This window comes from Lysobacterales bacterium (assembly GCA_019634735.1).
Taxonomy (GTDB): Bacteria; Pseudomonadota; Gammaproteobacteria; order Xanthomonadales; family UBA2363; genus Pseudofulvimonas.
In genome coordinates this window covers 1-18,657 of sequence record JAHCAT010000015.1, presented here as the reverse complement: position 1 = coordinate 18,657, position 18,657 = coordinate 1, and the positions used below count along the sequence as shown (strand labels likewise).

Here is an 18,657-nt window from a genome sequence, read left to right as displayed (position 1 = left end):
GATGATAGCCGGGACGCGGGGTCAGGAAAGGCTCCGGTTCGAGGTTCGTCCGGCGAACGACGGTGCCGTCGCCGGCGCAGCGCCGGGTCGGGATCGTGTGCCGGGGGACCGCTCAGCTGGTGTGCGCCGGTTCCCGGGCCAGGGCGACGAAGCCTGCGACCGGAACCTGCTCTGCGCGGCTGCCGGGATCGATGCCGGCGGCGGCGATGCGGTCGGCGTCGAGCACGCCGGACAGGGCATTGCGCAGGGTCTTGCGACGCTGCGCGAAGGCGGCCTTGACGATCGCCGCGAAGCGGGAGGCGTCGTGTGCGGGAAGGCGATCGGCCGGCAGCGGCACCAGGCGCACCACGGCGGAATCGACCTTGGGCGGCGGCCGGAAGGCGCCAGGACCGACATCGAACAGCGGCACCACCGAGCAGCGCGCCTGCAGCATCACGCTCAGGCGCCCGTAGGTCTTGTCGCCGGGCGGCGCCGCCATCCGGTCGACCACTTCCTTCTGAAGCATGAAGTGCATGTCGGCGATGGCGTCCAGGTGCTCCAGGCAATGGAAAAGGATCGGCGAGGAGACGTTGTAAGGCAGGTTGCCGACCAGGCGCAGCGGCCCGCCGCCGGCCGCAGCCAGGCGGCCGAAATCCACCGTCAGGGCATCGGCCTCCAGGACGGCGAGCCGTGGATCGTTGCGCGCGCGCAGGCGGGCGGCGAGGTCGCGGTCGAGTTCGACCACGGTCAGGGTCGCACCCGTGGCGAGCAGCGGATCGGTGAGCGCGCCTTCGCCGGGTCCGATCTCGACCAGTGGCTGGCCGGATTGCGGGGCGATCGCCGCGACGATGCGCGCCAGCACCCCGGGATCGTGCAGGAAGTGCTGTCCGAACCGCTTGCGCGGCACGTGCCCGGTGGCGGTCATCGCCGGGCGGCCCGGTTGGCGGCGATGCCCAGCGCCAGGCGCGCCGCGGCAATGGCGCTGCCCGGGTCGGCGCGGCCGCTGCCGGCGATGTCCAGCGCGACGCCATGGTCGACCGAGGTGCGCACCACGGGCAGCCCGAGGGAGACATTCACCGCGGCGCCGAAGCCGAGCGCCTTCAGCACCGGCAGTCCCTGGTCGTGGTACATGGCAAGGAAGGCGTCGTGCTGCTCGCGGCGGCCGGCCACGAAGGCGGTGTCGGCGGCCAACGGCCCGGCCAGCGCCAGGCCGCGGCCGCGCAGGTCGGCCAGCACCGGCGCGATCACCTCGATCTCCTCGCGGCCGAGGTGGCCGTCCTCACCGGCATGGGGGTTGAGGCCGAGCACGGCGATGCGCGGCGCCGTCAGGCCGAAGTCGCGACGCAGTCCGCCATCGAGAAGCGCCAGGGTGGCGGCGAGGCCGGCGCCGTCGATGGCATCGGGCACCGCGCGCAGCGGCAGGTGGGTGGTGGCCAGCGCCACGCGCAGGGTGCCGGAGACCAGCAGCATCAGCACCGGGCTGTCGCAGCGACCGGCCAGGTATTCGGTATGGCCGGTGAACGCGACGCCGCCCGCGTTGATCACGCCCTTGTGCACGGGCAGGGTCAGCAAGGCCTCGAAGCGGCCGGCAAGGCAACCGTCGCAGGCCTGCGCCAGGGTGTCGAGCACGCCGGCGGCGTTGTCGGGATCGAGCACGCCGGGCCTGGGCGGGCGGGGCAGCGGCCGGTGCAGGCAGCGCACGACACCCGGGCGGGGTTCGCCGTCCAGTCGCCGGGCCGGGTCGAATTCATCGAGCTGCAGCGGCAGGCCCAGGGCGTCGGCGGTGCGCCGCGCGTGGTCGGCGTCGCCGACCAGGACCAGGTCCGCCGCCAGGTCGGGCACATGCGCCAGGCGCACCAGCAGTTCCATGCCGATGCCGGCCGGCTCGCCCGGCGTGACCGCCAGGCGCGGCAGGAAGGTCGTTGCCATGTCGGCGCAGTCAGGGTGCCGGTGCCGCCGCAGGGCGGCACCGGCGAGGCCGGTCAGCCAGCGTTGTCGTCGCCGATCTGGATGCGGTTCTCGACATAGGCCTCGTTGCGGATGCGCCGGACGAACCGGTCCCATTCCTCCTCGGCCTTGCGGGCGCGGATCGACTCGCGCGCCTGGGCGCGCTGGTAGGACTCGGTGACGTCCTGCTGGCGGCTGCCCTCGCGCTGCATGATGTGCCAGCCGACGTCGGTCTGGAAGGGTTCGGAAAGCTCGCCATCGGCAAGCCGGACGACCATGGCGCCGACCCCGCTGCCATAGCCGTCGACCGGGAACCAGCCCATGTCGCCGCCCAGCGGCGCGGTGTTGTGGTCGGTGGAGTGGGCGCGCGCCAGCTCGGCGAAATCGGCGCCGGCCTGCAACTGGGCGCGCAGCTCCTCGATTCGGGCGCGCGCGCGTTCGTTGCTGGTCAGCTCGTCGACTCCGATCATGATGTGGCGGGCCTTGTACTGGTCGACCATGCGCTGGCTGACACTGCGCCGCTCATGCAGCCGGATGATGTGGAAACCGGCCGGGCCGCGCACCGGCGGGCTGGTCTCGCCTGGGCGCAGCGAGTTGACGAGCTCGACGAAGGCAACCGGCACCTCGTTGAGGCTGCGCCAGCCCAGCTCGCCGCCATCCAGTGCGTTCGGCGCGTTCGAATAGCGGATCGCGGCCGCGCTGAATTCCATGCCGTCGTCGATCAGCCGGCGGATGCCATCGGCCTTTTCGCGGCCGACCTGGATGGTCTGGCTGTCGGCACCCTCGGGGACGGCGACCAGGATATGGCCCAGCCGGACCTCGGAGCCCAGGCTGATGTCGCCGGCCAGCACCGCATCGATCTCGCTGTCGCTGACCGCGACCTGGGTCTGCACGAACCGCTGGCGCATGCGCTGGATCAGCAGCTCGTCGCGCATGGTCTCGCGGAACTCGGCGAAGCTGAAGCCGTCGCGGGCCAGTTCCTGGCGCAGCTGGTCGATGGTCAGGCCGTTCTGCTGGGCGACATCGGCGATCGCGCCATCGATCTCCGGCTCGCTGACGCGGATGCCGGTGGTGGCGGCGCGCTGGGCCTGCAGCTTGATCAGGATCAGACGGTCGAGGACCTGCCGCTCGAGCACGTCGCGGGGCGGCAACTGGGCGGTGCGGCCACCGTACTGGCCGACGATGTTGGCGACCGCGCGCTGCAGTTCGCTGCGCAGGATCACGTCTTCGTCGACCACGGCGACGATGCCGTCGAGCGGCTGGCTGTCGAGCGACTGGGCCTGTGCCGGCAGGGCGGCCAGCGGCATCAGGGCCAGGAGAAACAGGCGGGAGAGCAGGTTCATGGTCGGTTGCTGGCGTCGTGGGCGCATGGGCGCCGGTGGATGCGTCGTCGGCCGGGGCCGGCCGCCCTGGGGGCGGCCGCACGCGGCGGGCCCGGGCGGCGGACCGGCAGGCTACTCGCCGTAGCGGGTGTAGCCCACGATAGCACGCCGCAGGACGTCCTCCGACTTGCGTCCGAGGTTGCCCAGGCCCTTCAGCTCGACCTCGAGATAGACCGCATTGTTCCGGTCGCCGTCGGTGTTGCGGACGTAGCGGCGGGCCAGCAGGCGGACCGCGTAGCAGCAGCTCTCGTACTCCAGCCCGCCCAGGCCCTCCAGCGTGGTCTTGTCGAGCATCGACCAGTTCCAGCGCCCGACCAGGCGCCAACGCTCGTTGAGGGCGTAGAAGCCGGACAGGTCGAGCTGTTCCACGAAGGTGCGCTGTTGCTGGGAGTCACGCCGGTAGCGGTAGGAGAAATTCGCCACGCCGCGCTCGCCGAAGCGCTTCTGCAGGCGCAGGTTGGACAGATCGGTGCGGTCGGTCTCCGGGTTCCACTGCCCGCCGTAGCTGGCGTACCAGTCGTCCGACAGCCGTACGCCGATCTCGCCGACGTAGGCCGAGCCGCTGGCGTCCAGCACCGGTCGCCCGGGCAGCTGCACCCGCTGCGGGCGGAAGTAGCGGATCTGCCCGAGGCTGACGCTGGCCCGCTCGCGGCCATCGTCCGCGGTGAGCAACCGGGAGGTCAGGGCAGCGGTCGCCTGGTGGGCGTCGCCCTGACGGTCGGCGCCGACGAAGCGGTTGCGCCGGAACAGCTGACCGAAGCCGAAGGTCAGTTCCTGGGTGTCGAACACCGGCAGGTTGGACTGGTCTTCGTAGGGCACGTTCAGGTAATACAGGCGCGGCTCCAGGGTCTGCAGGTACTCCCGGCCACGCCAGGCCAGGGGCCGCTCGAACACCAGGCCGCCATCGACGCTGAACACCGGCAGGCCGCGGCTGGCGCTGCGGTTGCCCTGACCCAGGTCGAATTCGTATTCGGTCTGCCGCCAGCCCAGCTCGGGGCGCAGGAACCAGCCGGACCGCTCCACCGGCAGCGCCAGATAGGGGTACAGGTCGAGACGGGTGCCGGATTCCGGGCCGCGGTTCTTGGTGAAGCGCACCAGCTCGCTCTCGACGCCGGCGACCAGGCCGACCGGCAGATCGTGGCGGCTGTCGAAGGTGATCCGCGGCAACCGCCGGAACGGCTCCAGACCGGGCGGCAGGGTCGGGTCGGTGATCTTGTAGGCGTCGAAGGCCAGGCCGGCGTTCCACTGCTGGCCGCGTCCGTAGATGCCGGCGCGCGAGGGCAGGATGCTGGTCGCGGCGATGCTCAGGGAATCGCCCAGGTCCTCGAAGTAGCGATCGTCGGAGACCTGCCGGATGCTGGCGTCCAGCCACCACTGCGCGCCCAGGCGGCTGTGGTGGTCGAACTCCAGATAGCCTCGGCTGTCGCCGTAGTCCTTGTCGTCGGGCAGCCAGGTGCCGAACAGGCGGCCGCGGTGGCCGGGCGCGGCCAGGTAGCGGAACTCGGCGCCCAGCATGTAGCCGCGCTCGCTGATCGCCCGCGGGTACAGGGTCAGGTCGTAGTTGGGCGCGATGTTGAGGTACCACGGCAGGGTGACGTCCAGGCCGCCGGTGTTGGAGCGCCCGACCGTGGGGTAGAGCAGGCCGGTCTTGCGGCGGTCGTCGATCGGGAACTCGCCGTAGGGGACGTAGAGCAGGGGCACGCCCAGGAAGCGCAGGGTGGCGCCGCGTGCGCGGCCGGTGCCGGTCTCCTGGTCGATGTCGATGCGGCGGGCGCGCAGTTCCCAGTCCGGCGAGTCGATGTCGCAGGTGGAGAAGCTCATCGACTGCATCCGGGCGCGCTCGGGGGTGAGCACCTCGATGCGGTCGGCGCGGCCGTTGCCCCGGCCACGCATGAACTGGTAACGCACCCCCTCCATCACCGCGGTACCGGCGGCCAGGTCGCCCTCGCCGCGCTCCGCGGACAGCAGCAGGCCCTCGTCCTGGTAGGTCATCGGGCCGGGTACTGCGTACTGGCGCAGCACGGTGTCGTAGTCGAGCCGCCCGGCGGCCAGGAACTGGTCGGCCCGGCGCAGCTCCACGGCGCCCTCCAGGGTGATCCGCTGGCGGTCGCTGACGTCGAAGCGCTCGGCGTCCATGAGGATCTCGGCGTCCTCGCGCTCGCTGGCCCGGCCGAGGTCGTCGCGGTGGAAGGGCAGCAGGCGGTTGACCTTGCACAGGGCGAAGCGCCGGGCCTGCTCCAGGCAGTCGCTGTCGCCGGGAAGGCAGCCCTGGGCCGGCGCGGTCGCGGGAGCGAGCAGCAGGGCCACCACGGCGGGCAGCAGGGCCCGGCGGAGCGGAGGGCGGGGACGGTCCAAGGCGACGCGGGCTCGACGGGACGGGCCGGTAAGATCGCACACGGCGGTGCCCGGCTCAATGTCGGGTGCCATCGCCGGGGCGGCCGCGCGCGCGGTTCCGCCAATCCGGCCCGTCCTGGCAAGGAGTCCGACCGTGAAGCCAACCGACCTGCCGGCCGACGAGGCGCACTGGCGCCAGCGCCTGACCCCCGAGCAATACGCCGTGTGCCGCTGCTCGGCGACCGAGCCGCCGTTCAGCGGCCGCTACTGGGACCACCACGAGGACGGCGAGTACGCCTGCGTCGCCTGCGGCGCGGCCCTGTTCGACAGCGCCGCCAAGTACGACTCCGGCTCCGGCTGGCCCAGCTACACCGCCCCTGTCCGGGCCGGGGCCGTGGCCGAACACGTGGACACCAGCCATGGCATGCGCCGCACCGAAGTGCGCTGCGCGCACTGCGACTCGCACCTGGGTCATGTGTTTCCGGATGGCCCCGCGCCGACCGGCCTGCGCTACTGCATCAACTCCGCAGCGCTCGACTTCCGGTCGCGCCAGCCCGGGCCGTAGCGGCGTCAGGAAATGTCCGGGCCAGTCGTCGTCGCGTGACGACCCCGCGACCGCATCCAACTGCGCGCGCCGGGGCGTCACGGAGGTTGTGGCGCACGCGGGCTGCATGCGCGCCCTGTGGGGCTGCGATGCCGGCTGTCGGGCGCCCCCCGTGGCGAGGCCGCCTGCGGTCGCCGGACCGCGGCGCTCAGCCCGCTGCGGCGCCGGCGGCCATGGAGCGCGCCGGCTCATGCAGGAAGTTGCCCTGCACGAAGTTCACGCCGCACTGGTAGAGCACGCTGACGCTGGCCATGTCGGCCACGTGCGGAGCGATCACCATCATGCCGCTGGCATGGGCCTTCTCGCAGATCTCGGTGACCTTCTTCTGGAACTCGGTGTTGCCGGCGAAGTCGGACAGATAGTTCTTGTCGACCTTCAGGTATTGCGCAGGCACGTGCTTGAGCAGCTGGTAGGACGCAAGACCCGCGCCGAAATCCTTGATCGCGAAGGCGATGTGCAACTGCGACAGGTGGCCGAGCAGGGTCTTGAGCTGCTTTACGCTGGTCGCCGCCTCGCTCTCGCTGAGCTGCAGCACCAGGCGCTCGCCGCTGACCCGCTGCTCGCGCACCTGCTCGGCCAGCCAGCCGGCGAAGGTCTCGTCCTCGAGGGTCTCGGCGCTCAGGCTGACGAAGAAGGTCGGCGGCTTCTTGCCGTAGCTGGCCAGCTTGCGCAGGGCGTGGCGGACCACCCAGCGGTCGATCTGCGGCATCATCCCGGCCTGTTGCGCGGCCGGCAGGAAGTAGCTGGGCAGGATCTCGCCGCGCGGGCTGTTCATGCGCAGCAGGACCTCGTGGTAGTCGCCGTCGCCGCCCTGCAGGCAGACCACCGGCTGGTAGAACAGCACGAAGCCGTCGTCGTGGCCGAGCGCCTCCTTGACCAGGCGCTGCCAGTGGGCGTTGCGCGAGGACTCGGCGCGCTCCTCGGCATAGGGGTCGTGCAGGATCACGCGATTGCCGCCCTCGGCGATCGCCGCGCGGCAGGTGGCGGTGGCCTGGGTGAGCAGGGCCGGCACCCGGTTCAGCTTCTCGCAGATCAGCGCGCCGCCGACGCTCATGGTCAGCGAGATCGAGCGCTGGCCGATCTCGAAGATGTGGTCGCTCATGCGCTGGCGGACGCGGTCGGCCAGCTCGCGGGCGGCGTCCAGGTGGGCGCTGGTGGTCAGCACCGCGAACTGGTGGTCGCTGAACCGTGCCGCGACGTCGTCGGGTCCCAGCACTGCGGCGGTCGCCTTGGCGAGGTCGGCCAGCAGCAGGTCGCCCTGGCCGACACCGACCTGGGTCTGCAGGTTGGCGAAGTCGTCGGGCTCGAGCAGCAGCAGGGCGTGGTTGCGCTTGCCGCCGGCGGCCTCGTCGGCGGCCTTCTCCAGCAGGCTGGTGAAGTAGGTGCGGTTGTACAGGTCGGTGACCAGGTCGCGTTCCTTCAGGCGCACCAGCTCGGCGGCCAGCGCCGGGTCCTCGGCCGGCTTGCGGATGATCAGCTGCACGCAGGGCTCGCCGGCGTAGTTGGCGCTGGAGAACTCCATGCGCCCGGGGAAGCTCTCGCCGCTCTGGCTGCGCAGGTGCAGCTCCAGGCTGTCCGGCGGCGGCTCGCCCTTGGCCATGCGCTTGAGCACCGCCTTGAAGCCTTCGGCATCGGCGCTGGCCACCAGGTCGAGCAGGGGCATGCTCTCGATGTCCTCGAAGTCGTCGAAGCCGAACATCTCCAGGTAGGCGCGGTTGGCGCGAATGTGCATGCCCTCGTGCACGTAGGCGACCGGATCGCGCGAGCTGTCCAGCAGCGCGTCGCAGCGGCGCTCGCTCTCGCGCAGCGCGGTCTCCAGCTTGCGCACCTCGCGGCGGGTGCGCAGCTGCTCGAACTGGCGCTTGACCACGGCCACGACCAGGGCCGGCTGGCGCAGCTCGACCGCGACCGCGCCGTCGTCGAAGCCCTTGATGCGGACCTCGCCGTCCATCTGTTCGACGACCACGATCACCGCCACGTCCTTGCCGGCGCGGCCGATCTGGTCGGTCAGGTCGGCCGGGCTGACCGGGCCGGGCACGCTGACCAGGACCAGGTCCGGCGCTTCCTTGGCGATCAGCTCGGCGAAGTCCTCGATGTCGGCGACGTGGTTGGGCCGCACCGCCAGGCCGGCGTTGCGCAGCACGCTGACCAGGCGCTCGGCGTTTTCCAGCAGGTCGTCGACGAAACAGATCCGGACGGGCGCAGTCGCCATGTCGGTAGATTCCCACGGGTCATTCGGCCGGACGCCAAGCCGCCCGGCCGACCGGAGGGCGGCCAGCCCCCCAGGCCGGGCCAGTATGGGCCGAAACGGCGATGGAGCGCCACACCGCAGGCCGCCGCCGCTGCCATTGAAAACAGGAACTGCGTCACGCCCGGCCGGCCGCGCGCGGCGGCCGGCCGGCTCAGACCGGTGTCTTGCCCGGTTCGCCGGCGATCTCGCGCACCAGCCGCGGCACCAGGTAGCCCGGCAGGCGGGCGCGCAGGTCGGCATGCAGCGACCGCGCCCGGGCCTCGTCGACCTCGAAGTGGCTGGCGCCGCGCACCCGGTCCAGCAGGTGCAGGTAATAGGGCAGGGTGCCGGCCGCGTACAGGCGCCGGCTGAGATCGGCCAGCGCCTCGACCTGGTCGTTGACCCCGCGCAGCAGCACCGACTGGTTCAGCACCGTGGCGCCGGCCCGGCGCAGCGCCGCCAGTGCGCCTGCCGTGGCGGCGTCGATCTCGTTGCCGTGGTTGGCGTGCACCACCACGGCGACCGGCCAGGGCACGGCGGCCAGCCACGCCAAAAACTCGCCGTCGACCCGCTCGGGCAGCACGATCGGCAGGCGGGTGTGCAGGCGCAGGGCGCGCACGTGGCCGATGCCGGCCAGTTGCCGGGTCAGGCTGGCCAGCCGCGCGGTGGGCAGGGACAGCGGGTCGCCGCCGGACAGGATCACCTCGTGCACGTCCGGCTGCCCGGCGATCCAGGCCACCGCCTCCCGCCAGTCCTCGCGCGCGGCCAGTTCCCGGGCGTAGGGGAAGTGTCGCCGGAAGCAGTACCGGCAGTGCACGGCGCAGGCGCCCGTGGCGACCAGCAGGGCGCGCCCTGCGTACTTGTGGATGACGCCGGCCGCGGCGCGGGCGGCGTGGTCGCCGACCGCATCCTCGACGAAGCCGGGCGCCTCCAGCAGCTCGGCGGCGCGCGGCAGCACCTGCAGCAGCAGCGGGTCGTCCGGGTCGCCGGGGCGCATGCGCGCCAGGAAGCCGGCCGGCACCCGCACCGGGAAACCGGTATCAGCACCGGGCAGCAGCCGGGCGGCGTGGGCGGCCAGGCCCAGGCGGTCGAGCAGCTCGGCCGGGTCGGTGATCGCCTCGCGCCAGAGGCGCCGCCAGTCGGAGGGCTGCGAGTCGGTGGGCTGCCGGTCGGTGGGCTGCGGGTGGGCCGGGCTTGCGGCTATCATTGCGGGTCTGCCGGAGCGGTCCGCGATTCTACGCCGCCCGCGCCCGCCCCCACAGCCTTCCGGAGCTCCCATGGCTAGCTATGGCCTGAACGACGTCAAGACCGGCCTCAAGATCCTGGTCGACGGCGACCCCTACACCATCGTCGACACCGACTTCATCAAGCCGGGCAAGGGCCAGGCCTTCACCCGGATCAAGATCCGCAACCTGAAGACCGGCCGCGTCGTCGAGCGCACCATGAAGTCCAGCGACACCGTCGAGGGCGCCGACGTGATGGACACCGACATGCAGTTCCTCTACAGCGACGGCGAGTACTGGCACTTCATGCAGCCGGACAGCTTCGAGCAGTACCAGGCCGACGCCGCCGCGATGGGCGACGCCGCGCAGTGGCTGAAGGGCGAGGAAGGCTGCGTGGTCACCCTCTACAACGGCAGCCCGATCACCATCGTGCCGCCGAACTTCGTCGAACTGCAGATCGTCGAGACCGATCCCGGCGTGCGCGGCGACACCGCCAGTGGCGGCGGCAAGCCGGCCAAGCTGGAGACCGGCGCCACCGTGCGCGTGCCGCTGTTCGTCGAGAACGGCGAGGTGATCAAGATCGACACCCGCACCGGCGCCTACGTCTCGCGCGTCGGCAAGTAGCCGCATCAGCGCCCGCATCCGGCGCCGGCCAGGCGCACCGGTTCCGCCAAGGCGGCTTCGGCGCCGCCCCATGGCCCCGGTCGTGCGTCGGCCTGCGAGCGGCGCGGGTCGTCCGCCCGGGTTGCATGCCAGGTCGTCCGGACCGCCTCGGGGTGCGGGCGGGGGAGCGCATTGCGCTGCGGGCGTGGTCGATACCGCGGTCGGGCCGGCCGACCGGTGCACTCCGCGCCACGGCGCCAGGATCGGCGGCCGCTGCAGCAGCCTCATGAATCATCCGGGCTAGACTGCCGGTCCCACACCGACACGGGATGACGATGCAGCCGATCGACCTGCTGATCGAGCCGGAATGGCTGGTGACGGTGGCACCGGACTGCCAGCCGCGCACCGGCATGGCGGTGGCCGTGCACCAGGGCGCGATCCTCGACGTGCAGCCGGCCGCCCAGGCGCGCGCTCGGTACAGCGCCGCCGAACACGTGCCGCTGCCCGGCCACGTGCTGCTGCCCGGCCTGGTCAACGCGCACACGCACAACCCGATGACGCTGATGCGCGGGCTGGCCGACGACCTGCCGCTGATGACCTGGCTCAACGAGCACATCTGGCCGACCGAGGCGCGCTTCATCGGCCCGGACTTCGTGCGCGACGGCGTCGAGCTGGCGATCGCCGAGATGCTGCGCGGCGGCACCACCTGCTGCAATGAGAACTACTTCTTCCCGGACGTGATCGCCGCCACCTACCGGCGCCACCGGTTCCGCGCCGTGGTCGGCCTGCCGGTGATCGACTTCCCGACCGCCTGGGCCGACGACGACGACGCCTACTTCGGCAAGGCCCTGGCCCTGCACGACGAGCTGCGCGGCGACCCGCTGGTGTCGACGGCGTTCGCGCCGCACGCGCCCTACACCGTCAAGGACGCCTCCCTGGAGCGCATCCGCCTGCTCTCCGACCAGCTGGGCATCCCGGTGCACATGCACGTGCACGAGACCGCCCACGAGGTCGAGGAGGCGCGCAAGGCGCAGGGCGTCCGCCCGCTCGCCCGGCTGCAGCGGCTCGGCCTGGTCAACGAATGGCTGCTGGCGGTGCACATGACCCAGCTCAGCGCCGCCGAGATCGAGCTGTGCGCCCACGCCGGGGTCAGCGTCATCCATTGCCCGGAATCCAACCTCAAGCTGGCCAGCGGCTTCTGTCCCACACACGCGCTCGACCGGGCCGGCGTCACGCTGGCGCTGGGCACCGATGGCGCCGCCTCCAACAACGACCTGGACATGTTCGGGGAGATGCGCAGCGCCGCTTTGCTGGCCAAGGCGGTGGCCGGCGACGCCGCGGCCTTGCCGGCCGCGCGGGTGCTGCGCATGGCGACCCTGGATGGCGCCCGCGCGCTGCGCCTGGACGAGCGCATCGGCTCGGTCGAGGCCGGCAAGCGCGCCGACCTGATCGCCGTCGACCTGTCGGCGCTGGCCACCCAGCCGGTCTACGACCCGGTCTCGCAACTGGTCTACGCGGCCTGCCGCGACCAGGTCCGCGAGGTCTGGCTGGACGGCCGCCGGCGCCTGCGCGAAGGCGTTCTGTGCGACATCGACACCGACGCCGTACTGGCGCGCGCCCGCGACTGGCGCGAGCGCATCGCCACCGCCGACCGGACCCGGCCATGACCGCCGCGCACGACGCCACCCACGGCGACGCCGCCGAACTGGAACGCTTCGCGCGCCTGGCCGGGCAGTGGTGGGACCCGGCCGGACCGATGCGGCCGCTGCACGTGCTCAACCCGGTGCGCCTGGACTTCGTCGCCGGGCAACGGCCGCTGGCCGGCGCGCGCACGCTCGACGTCGGCTGCGGCGGCGGCCTGCTCAGCGAGGCGATGGCGGCGCGCGGCGCGGCGGTCACCGCCCTGGACCTGGCCGGGCCGCTGCTCGAGGTCGCGCGCCTGCACGCCGGTGCCACCGGCATGGCGGTCGACTACCGCATGCAGACCGTGCAGGCCCATGCCCAGGCCCATCCCGGCGAGTACGACCTGGTCACCTGCATGGAGATGCTCGAGCACGTGCCGGAGCCGGCCGCGGTGGTCGCCGCCTGCGCCGTCGCGTTGCGGCCCGGCGGCGTGCTGTGCCTGTCGACCATCAACCGCAGCGCGCGCGCCTTCGCCCTGGCCATCGTCGGCGCCGAATACCTGCTCGGCCTGCTGCCGCGCGGCACCCACGAGTACGCCAGGCTGGTGCGCCCCAGCGAGCTGGCCGGCTGGTGCCGGCAGGCCGGCCTCGAGGTCGGCCCGCTGACCGGCCTGCACTACGACCCGCTGCGGCAGCGCGCCTGGCTGGGCGAGGGCGTGGCGGTCAACTACCTGATGGCGGCGCGGAAGCCGGCGTGACGGCGTGCCGGCCCGAGGCGGTGTTGTTCGACCTGGACGGCACCCTGGTCGACACCGCGCCCGACCTGCTGGCGGCGGTGAACCGCCTGCGCGCCGGCGAGGCTCTGCCGCCTGCGCCGCTGGCGGGCTTCCGCAGCCAGGTCTCGCGGGGCGCGCGCGCCATGCTCGCTGCCGGCATCCCGGCCTTTGCCGCAGCCGATGCCGACCGCCAGGCGGACTGGGTGGCGCGCCTGCTGGCGGAGTACGCGCGCCAGGTGTGCCGCGACTCGGTGCTGTTCCCGGGCATGGCCGGCTTGCTGGAGGGCCTGCGCGGTCACGGCATCGCCCTGGCCGTGGTCACCAACAAGCCCGAGCGCATGGCTGTGGAGCTGCTGGCGGCGATGGGTCTGGCAGCGGATTTCCCGGTGGTGCTGGGCGGCGACAGCCTGGCCGAGCGCAAGCCGCACCCGCTGCCGGTGCTGACCGCCTGCGAACGCCTGGGTGTGGCGCCGCAGGCGACCTGGTTCCTGGGCGACGATGCCCGCGACGTCGAGGCCGGCCGCGCCGCCGGCAGCCTGACCGTGGCGGTGACCTGGGGCTATGCGGATCCTGGCGAGATCGCCGGATGGCGGGCCGACCGCGTGATCGACGACCCCGCCCAGGCGCTGGCCTGGCTGCAATGAGCGACGCCGCGCCGGACGGTGCCGACGCCTTCGTCGGCAAGTGGCTGGCCGCCGAACCCTGGCATCGCCTGCTGCTGCTGTTCGAGCCGCCCGGCCTGCGGGCGCCGCGCCGCCTTCTGGAGGCGCTGGGCTTCGAGCTGCGGCGGGCCGCCCTGGCCGCCAGCGATCCGCGGGTCAGCGCCGCCAAGCTGGCCTGGTGGGCGCAGGAATGGCAGGCGCTGGCGGCGAGGGCGCCACGCCATCCGCTGACCTGCGCGCTGTCGGCGATCGCACCGTTGCCGGCGGCGGCCGCGGCCGGCGGGCTGGCCTGGCTGCAGGCCGCGACGGCGCTGGCGCAGGGGCATGACGATGCGACGCCGGAACAGCGCCTGGCGCGCTGGCAGGCGTTCGCCCGGGGGCAGGCCGAGGCGACTGTCTCCTGGCTGCCCGGCGGGCACGCTGCCGATGACCAGGCGCACGGTCTGGCCCTGCTGGCCGAATCGCTGCCCGGCCTGGCGGCCCCGGCGGCGGCCGGCCACCTGGTCCTGCCGCTGTCGGCGCTGGCGGCGCAGGGCCTGGTCCGCGCCGACCTGCGCGCCGGTCCGCCGCATCCGGCTCTGGCCGCAGCCCTGGCCGGCTTCGCGGGCGAGCTGTCGGCGCACACCGCGCCGCTGCTTGCCGCCAGCGGCGGCTACCGGCACGGCCAGCTCCAGCTGGCCCGTCGCCTGCTGGCAGCGGTCGAGGCACGCCCCGCCGCCGCCTGGCAGGGCGCACGTCAGCCGCCCGGCCCGGGTGCGGTGCTCGCCCTGTGGTGGTCGCGCCGGCGCCATCGCCGGGCCTGAGCCGCCCCGCGTGCCACGCCGCGAACTCCGGGTGCCGGCGACCAGCCGCCGCGATGGGCGGCCGACCCGCGCGATCGTCACGCAGGTGAAGGCCGGCACCTCCGGCCCCCGGAGACGCCCGTGACCTTCGTCACTACGACGCCGTCATCGCCGGCCGCTAGGATGGCGGCGTTGTCCATTGCCGCCCAACCGCGAGGAATCCCCATGAAGCGTCTGTCCCTGCTTGCCTGTGCCCTGCTGGCGCCGCTGCCCCTGCTGGCCGCCCCGGCCGAGCTGTCCCTGGACGAGGTCCTGGCCCGCCACTACGAGGCGCGCGGTGGCCTGGAGCGCATCAAGGCCGTGCAGGACGTGCGCGCCGAAGGCAATTTCTCCATGGGTCCGATGACCGCGCCGTTCACCATGGAATCCAAGCGCCCCAACAAGCTGCGCGTGGAGTTCACCCTGCAGGGCATGACCGGCGTGCAGGCGGTCGACGGCGACAGCGGCTGGCAGATCATGCCGTTCATGGGCAAGACCGACCCCGAGCCGATGGGCGACGACGAGCTGCGCAGCTTCACCCAGCAGGCCGACATCGACGGCCCGCTGGTCGACTGGCAGGCCAAGGGCCACACCGTGGAGCTGCTCGGCTCCGAGCAGGTCGAGGGCACCGACGCCTACAAGCTGCGCATCGACCTGGCCAGCGGCGACCAGATCACCACCTGGCTGGACGCCGAGTATTTCCTGGACCTGAAGTGGGACGTGCGCACCACCATGCGCGGCCAGGAGGTCAAGGTCGGCATCTCCCAGGGCGACTACAAGGAAGTCGACGGGCTGATGCTGCCGCACTCCACCACCCAGACCATGGACGGCATGCCCGGCGCCTCCACCTACACCGTGGAGTCCTACGCCCTGAACACCGGCATCGCCGACGACCGCTTCAAGATGCCGGAGGCGGCGACCCCCGCCGCCGATACCGCCGCCGAGTAACGCCGCCGCAGCCAGGCCGCGGTGCAGCCCGTGCGGGCTGCATCGCGGCCATCCCGCCGCGCGTCGGCGCGGCCCGACTCGCCAGGGAGTACACCCATGTCCATGCGCATCGCGCTGGCCCTCGCCGCCGCGCTGGCCGCCCCTGCCAGCCACGGCCAGGATGCCGCCTTCGACCCGGCCACCCTGGCCGGCCTGAAGGCCCGCAACATCGGTCCGGCCGTGATGAGCGGCCGGATCGCCTCGCTCGACGTCGCCGCCACCGAGCCGGCGACCATCTATGTCGGCGCCGCCAGCGGCGGCGTCTGGCGCTCGCGCAACAACGGCACCACCTTCCAGCCGGTGTTCGACCGCCACATGCAGTCGATCGGCGCGGTGCGCGTCGATCCTTCCGAGGCGAAGACGGTCTGGGTCGGCACCGGCGAATCGCGGGTGCGCAACAGCGTCTCCGCCGGCGACGGCGTCTACGTCAGCCGCGACGGCGGCGACACCTGGACGCACAGCGGCCTGGCCGAAACCAGGCACATCGCCGAGCTGCTGGTCGATCCGCGCGACGGCAAGCGCGTGTGGGTGTGCGCAACCGGCCATGCCTTCGCCGACAGCGCCGAGCGCGGCGTCTACCGCAGCGATGACGCTGGCGCCACCTGGCAGCGCGTGCTCGCCGTCGACGCGCGCACCGGCTGCGCCGACCTGGTGATGGATCCCACCGCGCCCGACACCCTGTATGCGGCGATGTGGGACTTCCGGCGCGAACCGGACTTCTTCCGCTCCGGCGGCCCGGGCAGCGGCATCTTCAAGTCCACCGACGGCGGCGCCACCTGGACGCGCCTGCGCCAGGGCCTGCCCCAGGGCGACCTGGGCCGCGTCTCGCTGGCGGTGGCGGCCAGCGAGCCCAGCCGCGTCTACGCCCTGGTCGAGGCCGAGCAGACCGGCATCTACCGTTCCGACGACGCCGGCGGTTCCTGGCGGCTGATGAACACCTCGGCGGGCGTGCAGTTCCGGCCGTTCTACTTCGGCGAGCTGGCGGTCGACCCGACCGATCCCGACCGCGTCTACCGGCCGGCCTTCCTGCTCACGGCCAGCGACGACGGCGGCCGCACCTTCAGCGGCATGTTCAGCGGCGTCGGCGGCGCCATCCACCCGGACCACCACTGGCTGTGGATCAATCCCAAGGACGCCCAGCACCTGATCCTGGGCACCGACGGCGGCCTGTACGTGTCCTGGAACCGCGGCGTGCACTGGCGCTTCGTGGCCAGCCTGCCGGTCTCGCAGTTCTACCACGTGGCCGCAGACATGCAGGTGCCCTACAACGTCTACGGCGGCCTGCAGGACAACGGCTCCTGGGTCGGCCCTTCGCACCGCAGCGGCGCGATCCGCAACAAGCACTGGGACTCGGTGGGCTTCGGCGACGGCTTCTGGACCTTCCCCGACCCCGAGCTCGACTACCTGGTCTATTCCGAGTACCAGGGCGGCAACCTGATGCGCGTCGACCGGCGCACCAACGAGGTCCGGCAGATCGCCCCCGCGCACGCGCCGGGCGAGCCGCGCCTGCGCTTCAACTGGAACACGCCGCTGCACCTGAGCGCTTCGCGCCCGGGCACGCTGTACTACGGCTCGCAGTACCTGCACCGCAGCAACGACCGCGGCGATTCCTGGCAGCGCATCTCGCCGGACCTGACCACCAACGACCCGAAGCGCCAGCGCCAGGCGCAGTCCGGCGGCCTGACCATCGACAACTCCACCGCCGAGAACAACACCACCATCTACACGATCAGCGAATCGCCGCTGGACGCGCAGGTGATCTGGGTCGGCACCGACGACGGCCTCGTGCACGTCACCCGCAACGGCGGCGGCGACTGGACCAACGTCACCCGCAACCTGCCGGGCCTGCCGCGCGGGCTGTGGATCTCGCGCGTCGATGCCAGTCCGCACGCCGCCGGCACCGCCTACGTCACCGTCGACGGCCACCGCAGCGGCGACGACGGCGTCTACGTGTACGCCACCACCGACTTCGGCGCCAGCTTCCGGCGCCTGCCCACCGAGGGCGTGGCCGGCTTCGCCTGGGTGATCCGCCAGGACCCGGTCGCCGCGCACATCCTGTACCTGGGTACCGAGGCCGGCCTGTACATCAGCATCGACGCCGGCGAGCGCTGGGCGCGTTTCGAGGAAGGCCTGCCGCCGGTCCCGGTGCACGATCTCGTGATCCACCCGCGCGACCACGACCTGATCCTGGGCACCCATGGCCGCGGCGTCTGGATCATCGACGACCTGACGCCGCTGCGCGCCCTCGACGCCCAGGCGCTGGCCGCCGACGCCACCCTGCTGCCCAGCCGGCCGCAGGCGATGTGGAGCGGCGGCGCCCTGCAGGAGTTCGGCGGCAACGACGAGTTCTACGGGCAGTCGCGTTCGGAGTCGGCGGTGATCGCCTACCACCTCAAGCGCCGGCACATGTTCGGCGACCTGCGCGTCAACATCTACGACGAGGCCGGCGAGCGCATCGCCAGCCTGCCGGGCGGCAAGCGCCGCGGCATGAACCGCGTCGACTGGCCGATGCGCATGAAGGCGCCGCGCCTGCCGGCCTCGACCCAGCTGGTGCCCGCCTTCGTCGGACCGCGCCTGGCCGAAGGCCGCTACCGCGTCGAGCTGGTGCGCGGCGAGCAGCGCGTCGAGGGCAGCATCGAGCTGGTCGCCGACCCGCGTTCGCCGCACAGCGCCGAGGACCGCCGCGCCCAGCAGGCGCTGTCGGTGGCGATCTACGAGGAACTGGCCGACCTGACCTTCCTGGCCGAGTCGATCACCGACCTGCGCACCCAGATCGCCGCGCGCAGCGCCGCGGCGCCGGCGCTGGCGCGGCCGCTGGCGGCGCTGGACCGGGAACTGGCGACCCAGATCGACGCCCTGTCGGCAAGCAAGGCAGGGATGATCACCGGCGAGGAGAAGCTGCGCGAGGAGTACGGCAAGCTGTACGGCGCCGTGGTCGGCTACGACGGCCGCCCGACCGCCACCCAGGTCGCCAGCCACCAGCGCCTGCGCGGCGAGCTGGACGCCGCCACCCGCCGCTTCGAGGACCTGATGGCCAGCCGCCTGCCGGACGCCAACCGCCGCCTGGAACGCGCCGGCCAGCCGCCGCTGGAGCGCAAGGACCGCGCCGCCTTCGACGAGGCCGGCACCAGCGCCGGCACGGTCAGTGGGCTGGACCGCAAGGGGCTGCGCGGTGTCGGCGAGATGTTGCAGCGGGCCAGCATGCGCTGAATTCCGTCGCGCCGCGGGCGCGGTCGGGTCGAGTCGTGCTGCGCGCTCCAGGTTGTACTCCCCTCTCCCTCTGGGAGAGGGGCCGGGGGAGAGGGTTCGCACTGGCGATGATCTCCATTGCCGTGCCGATAGCCTGGCTTTCCCGGCAACCTGGGGTGCTCCGCACGCGTGGGGGTGCCGTCCCTGGCGTTTTCGTCGCACATCCTTGTGCGCCGAGCTACTTTCTCTTGCTCGCCCAAGAGAAAGTAGCGGTGGTCTCTAGACTGGAGTGCAACAC

The 18,657-nt window shown here is 72.5% G+C and carries 14 protein-coding genes; 8 read left to right on the top strand and 6 right to left on the bottom strand.

Features of this window, described 5'->3' with window-relative positions; genetic code table 11:
* Positions 1-112: 112 nt before the first annotated feature.
* The 4 genes from rsmA to lptD form a co-directional block, all read right to left on the bottom strand.
* Positions 113-904 (bottom strand): 16S rRNA (adenine(1518)-N(6)/adenine(1519)-N(6))-dimethyltransferase RsmA, encoded by a 792-nt coding sequence (gene rsmA, locus KF823_13565; protein ID MBX3726934.1) that lies wholly within the window; start codon positions 902-904, stop codon positions 113-115.
* Positions 901-1,908 (bottom strand): 4-hydroxythreonine-4-phosphate dehydrogenase PdxA, encoded by a 1,008-nt coding sequence (pdxA, locus tag KF823_13560; GenBank protein ID MBX3726933.1) that lies wholly within the window; start codon positions 1,906-1,908, stop codon positions 901-903. Before pdxA ends, rsmA begins: the two co-directional genes overlap by 4 nt.
* Before the next feature lie 53 nt (positions 1,909-1,961).
* Entirely contained in the window at positions 1,962-3,269 is a 1,308-nt protein-coding gene (locus KF823_13555; GenBank protein MBX3726932.1) for a peptidylprolyl isomerase, read from the bottom strand.
* Positions 3,270-3,380: 111 nt separating this feature from the next.
* Positions 3,381-5,663 (bottom strand): LPS assembly protein LptD, encoded by a 2,283-nt coding sequence (gene lptD, locus KF823_13550; GenBank protein MBX3726931.1) that lies wholly within the window; start codon positions 5,661-5,663, stop codon positions 3,381-3,383.
* A gap of 58 nt (positions 5,664-5,721) precedes the next feature.
* On the opposite strand from lptD, the gene msrB reads away from it, so the two are divergent.
* Positions 5,722-6,207 carry a peptide-methionine (R)-S-oxide reductase MsrB gene (gene msrB, locus KF823_13545; GenBank protein MBX3726930.1) on the top strand — a complete coding sequence of 162 codons (486 nt, stop codon included), beginning with the start codon at positions 5,722-5,724 and terminating at the stop codon, positions 6,205-6,207.
* Between the two features lie 187 nt (positions 6,208-6,394).
* On the opposite strand, the gene KF823_13540 is transcribed toward msrB, so the two are convergent.
* The gene (locus KF823_13540) at positions 6,395-8,458 is read right to left on the bottom strand and encodes an EAL domain-containing protein (protein ID MBX3726929.1); all 2,064 of its coding nucleotides are present in this window, start codon (positions 8,456-8,458) and stop codon (positions 6,395-6,397) included.
* Positions 8,459-8,648: 190 nt separating this feature from the next.
* Positions 8,649-9,683, bottom strand: a complete 1,035-nt coding sequence (epmB, locus tag KF823_13535) for an EF-P beta-lysylation protein EpmB (protein MBX3726928.1) — start codon at positions 9,681-9,683, stop codon at positions 8,649-8,651.
* A 70-nt stretch (positions 9,684-9,753) separates the two neighbouring features.
* On the opposite strand from epmB, the gene efp reads away from it, so the two are divergent.
* The 7 genes from efp to KF823_13500 all read left to right on the top strand — a co-directional run bounded on the left by efp (position 9,754) and on the right by KF823_13500 (position 18,380).
* Complete coding sequence (gene efp / locus KF823_13530) at positions 9,754-10,323, top strand: elongation factor P (protein ID MBX3726927.1); 570 nt, start codon at positions 9,754-9,756, stop codon at positions 10,321-10,323.
* A 308-nt stretch (positions 10,324-10,631) separates the two neighbouring features.
* Complete coding sequence (locus KF823_13525; GenBank protein MBX3726926.1) at positions 10,632-11,969, top strand: TRZ/ATZ family hydrolase; 1,338 nt, start codon at positions 10,632-10,634, stop codon at positions 11,967-11,969.
* Positions 11,966-12,682 (top strand): bifunctional 2-polyprenyl-6-hydroxyphenol methylase/3-demethylubiquinol 3-O-methyltransferase UbiG, encoded by a 717-nt coding sequence (ubiG, locus tag KF823_13520; protein MBX3726925.1) that lies wholly within the window; start codon positions 11,966-11,968, stop codon positions 12,680-12,682. Before KF823_13525 ends, ubiG begins: the two co-directional genes overlap by 4 nt.
* Positions 12,679-13,344 (top strand): phosphoglycolate phosphatase, encoded by a 666-nt coding sequence (gene gph, locus KF823_13515; GenBank protein MBX3726924.1) that lies wholly within the window; start codon positions 12,679-12,681, stop codon positions 13,342-13,344. Before ubiG ends, gph begins: the two co-directional genes overlap by 4 nt.
* Entirely contained in the window at positions 13,341-14,165 is an 825-nt protein-coding gene (locus KF823_13510; protein MBX3726923.1) for a hypothetical protein, read from the top strand. Before gph ends, KF823_13510 begins: the two co-directional genes overlap by 4 nt.
* A 204-nt stretch (positions 14,166-14,369) precedes the next feature.
* Positions 14,370-15,131: a hypothetical protein gene (locus KF823_13505; protein ID MBX3726922.1), complete on the top strand. Its 762-nt coding sequence runs from the start codon at positions 14,370-14,372 to the stop codon at positions 15,129-15,131.
* A 96-nt stretch (positions 15,132-15,227) separates the two neighbouring features.
* Positions 15,228-18,380: a hypothetical protein gene (locus tag KF823_13500; GenBank protein ID MBX3726921.1), complete on the top strand. Its 3,153-nt coding sequence runs from the start codon at positions 15,228-15,230 to the stop codon at positions 18,378-18,380.
* Positions 18,381-18,657: the final 277 nt, after the last annotated feature.

Excerpts from the sequence above, each read along its gene's own strand:
- KF823_13525 (MBX3726926.1), top strand. The coding sequence starts at position 10,632 with ATGACGATGCAGCCGATCGACCTGCTGATCGAGCCGGAATGGCTGGTG.
- msrB (MBX3726930.1), top strand. The coding sequence starts at position 5,722 with ATGTCGGGTGCCATCGCCGGGGCGGCCGCGCGCGCGGTTCCGCCAATC.
- epmB (MBX3726928.1), bottom strand. The coding sequence starts at position 9,683 with ATGATAGCCGCAAGCCCGGCCCACCCGCAGCCCACCGACCGGCAGCCC.
- KF823_13500 (MBX3726921.1), top strand. The coding sequence starts at position 15,228 with ATGTCCATGCGCATCGCGCTGGCCCTCGCCGCCGCGCTGGCCGCCCCT.
- KF823_13510 (MBX3726923.1), top strand. The coding sequence starts at position 13,341 with ATGAGCGACGCCGCGCCGGACGGTGCCGACGCCTTCGTCGGCAAGTGG.
- ubiG (MBX3726925.1), top strand. The coding sequence starts at position 11,966 with ATGACCGCCGCGCACGACGCCACCCACGGCGACGCCGCCGAACTGGAA.
- rsmA (MBX3726934.1), bottom strand. The coding sequence starts at position 904 with ATGACCGCCACCGGGCACGTGCCGCGCAAGCGGTTCGGACAGCACTTC.
- pdxA (MBX3726933.1), bottom strand. The coding sequence starts at position 1,908 with ATGGCAACGACCTTCCTGCCGCGCCTGGCGGTCACGCCGGGCGAGCCG.
- KF823_13540 (MBX3726929.1), bottom strand. The coding sequence starts at position 8,458 with ATGGCGACTGCGCCCGTCCGGATCTGTTTCGTCGACGACCTGCTGGAA.
- efp (MBX3726927.1), top strand. The coding sequence starts at position 9,754 with ATGGCTAGCTATGGCCTGAACGACGTCAAGACCGGCCTCAAGATCCTG.
- KF823_13555 (MBX3726932.1), bottom strand. The coding sequence starts at position 3,269 with ATGAACCTGCTCTCCCGCCTGTTTCTCCTGGCCCTGATGCCGCTGGCC.
- KF823_13505 (MBX3726922.1), top strand. The coding sequence starts at position 14,370 with ATGAAGCGTCTGTCCCTGCTTGCCTGTGCCCTGCTGGCGCCGCTGCCC.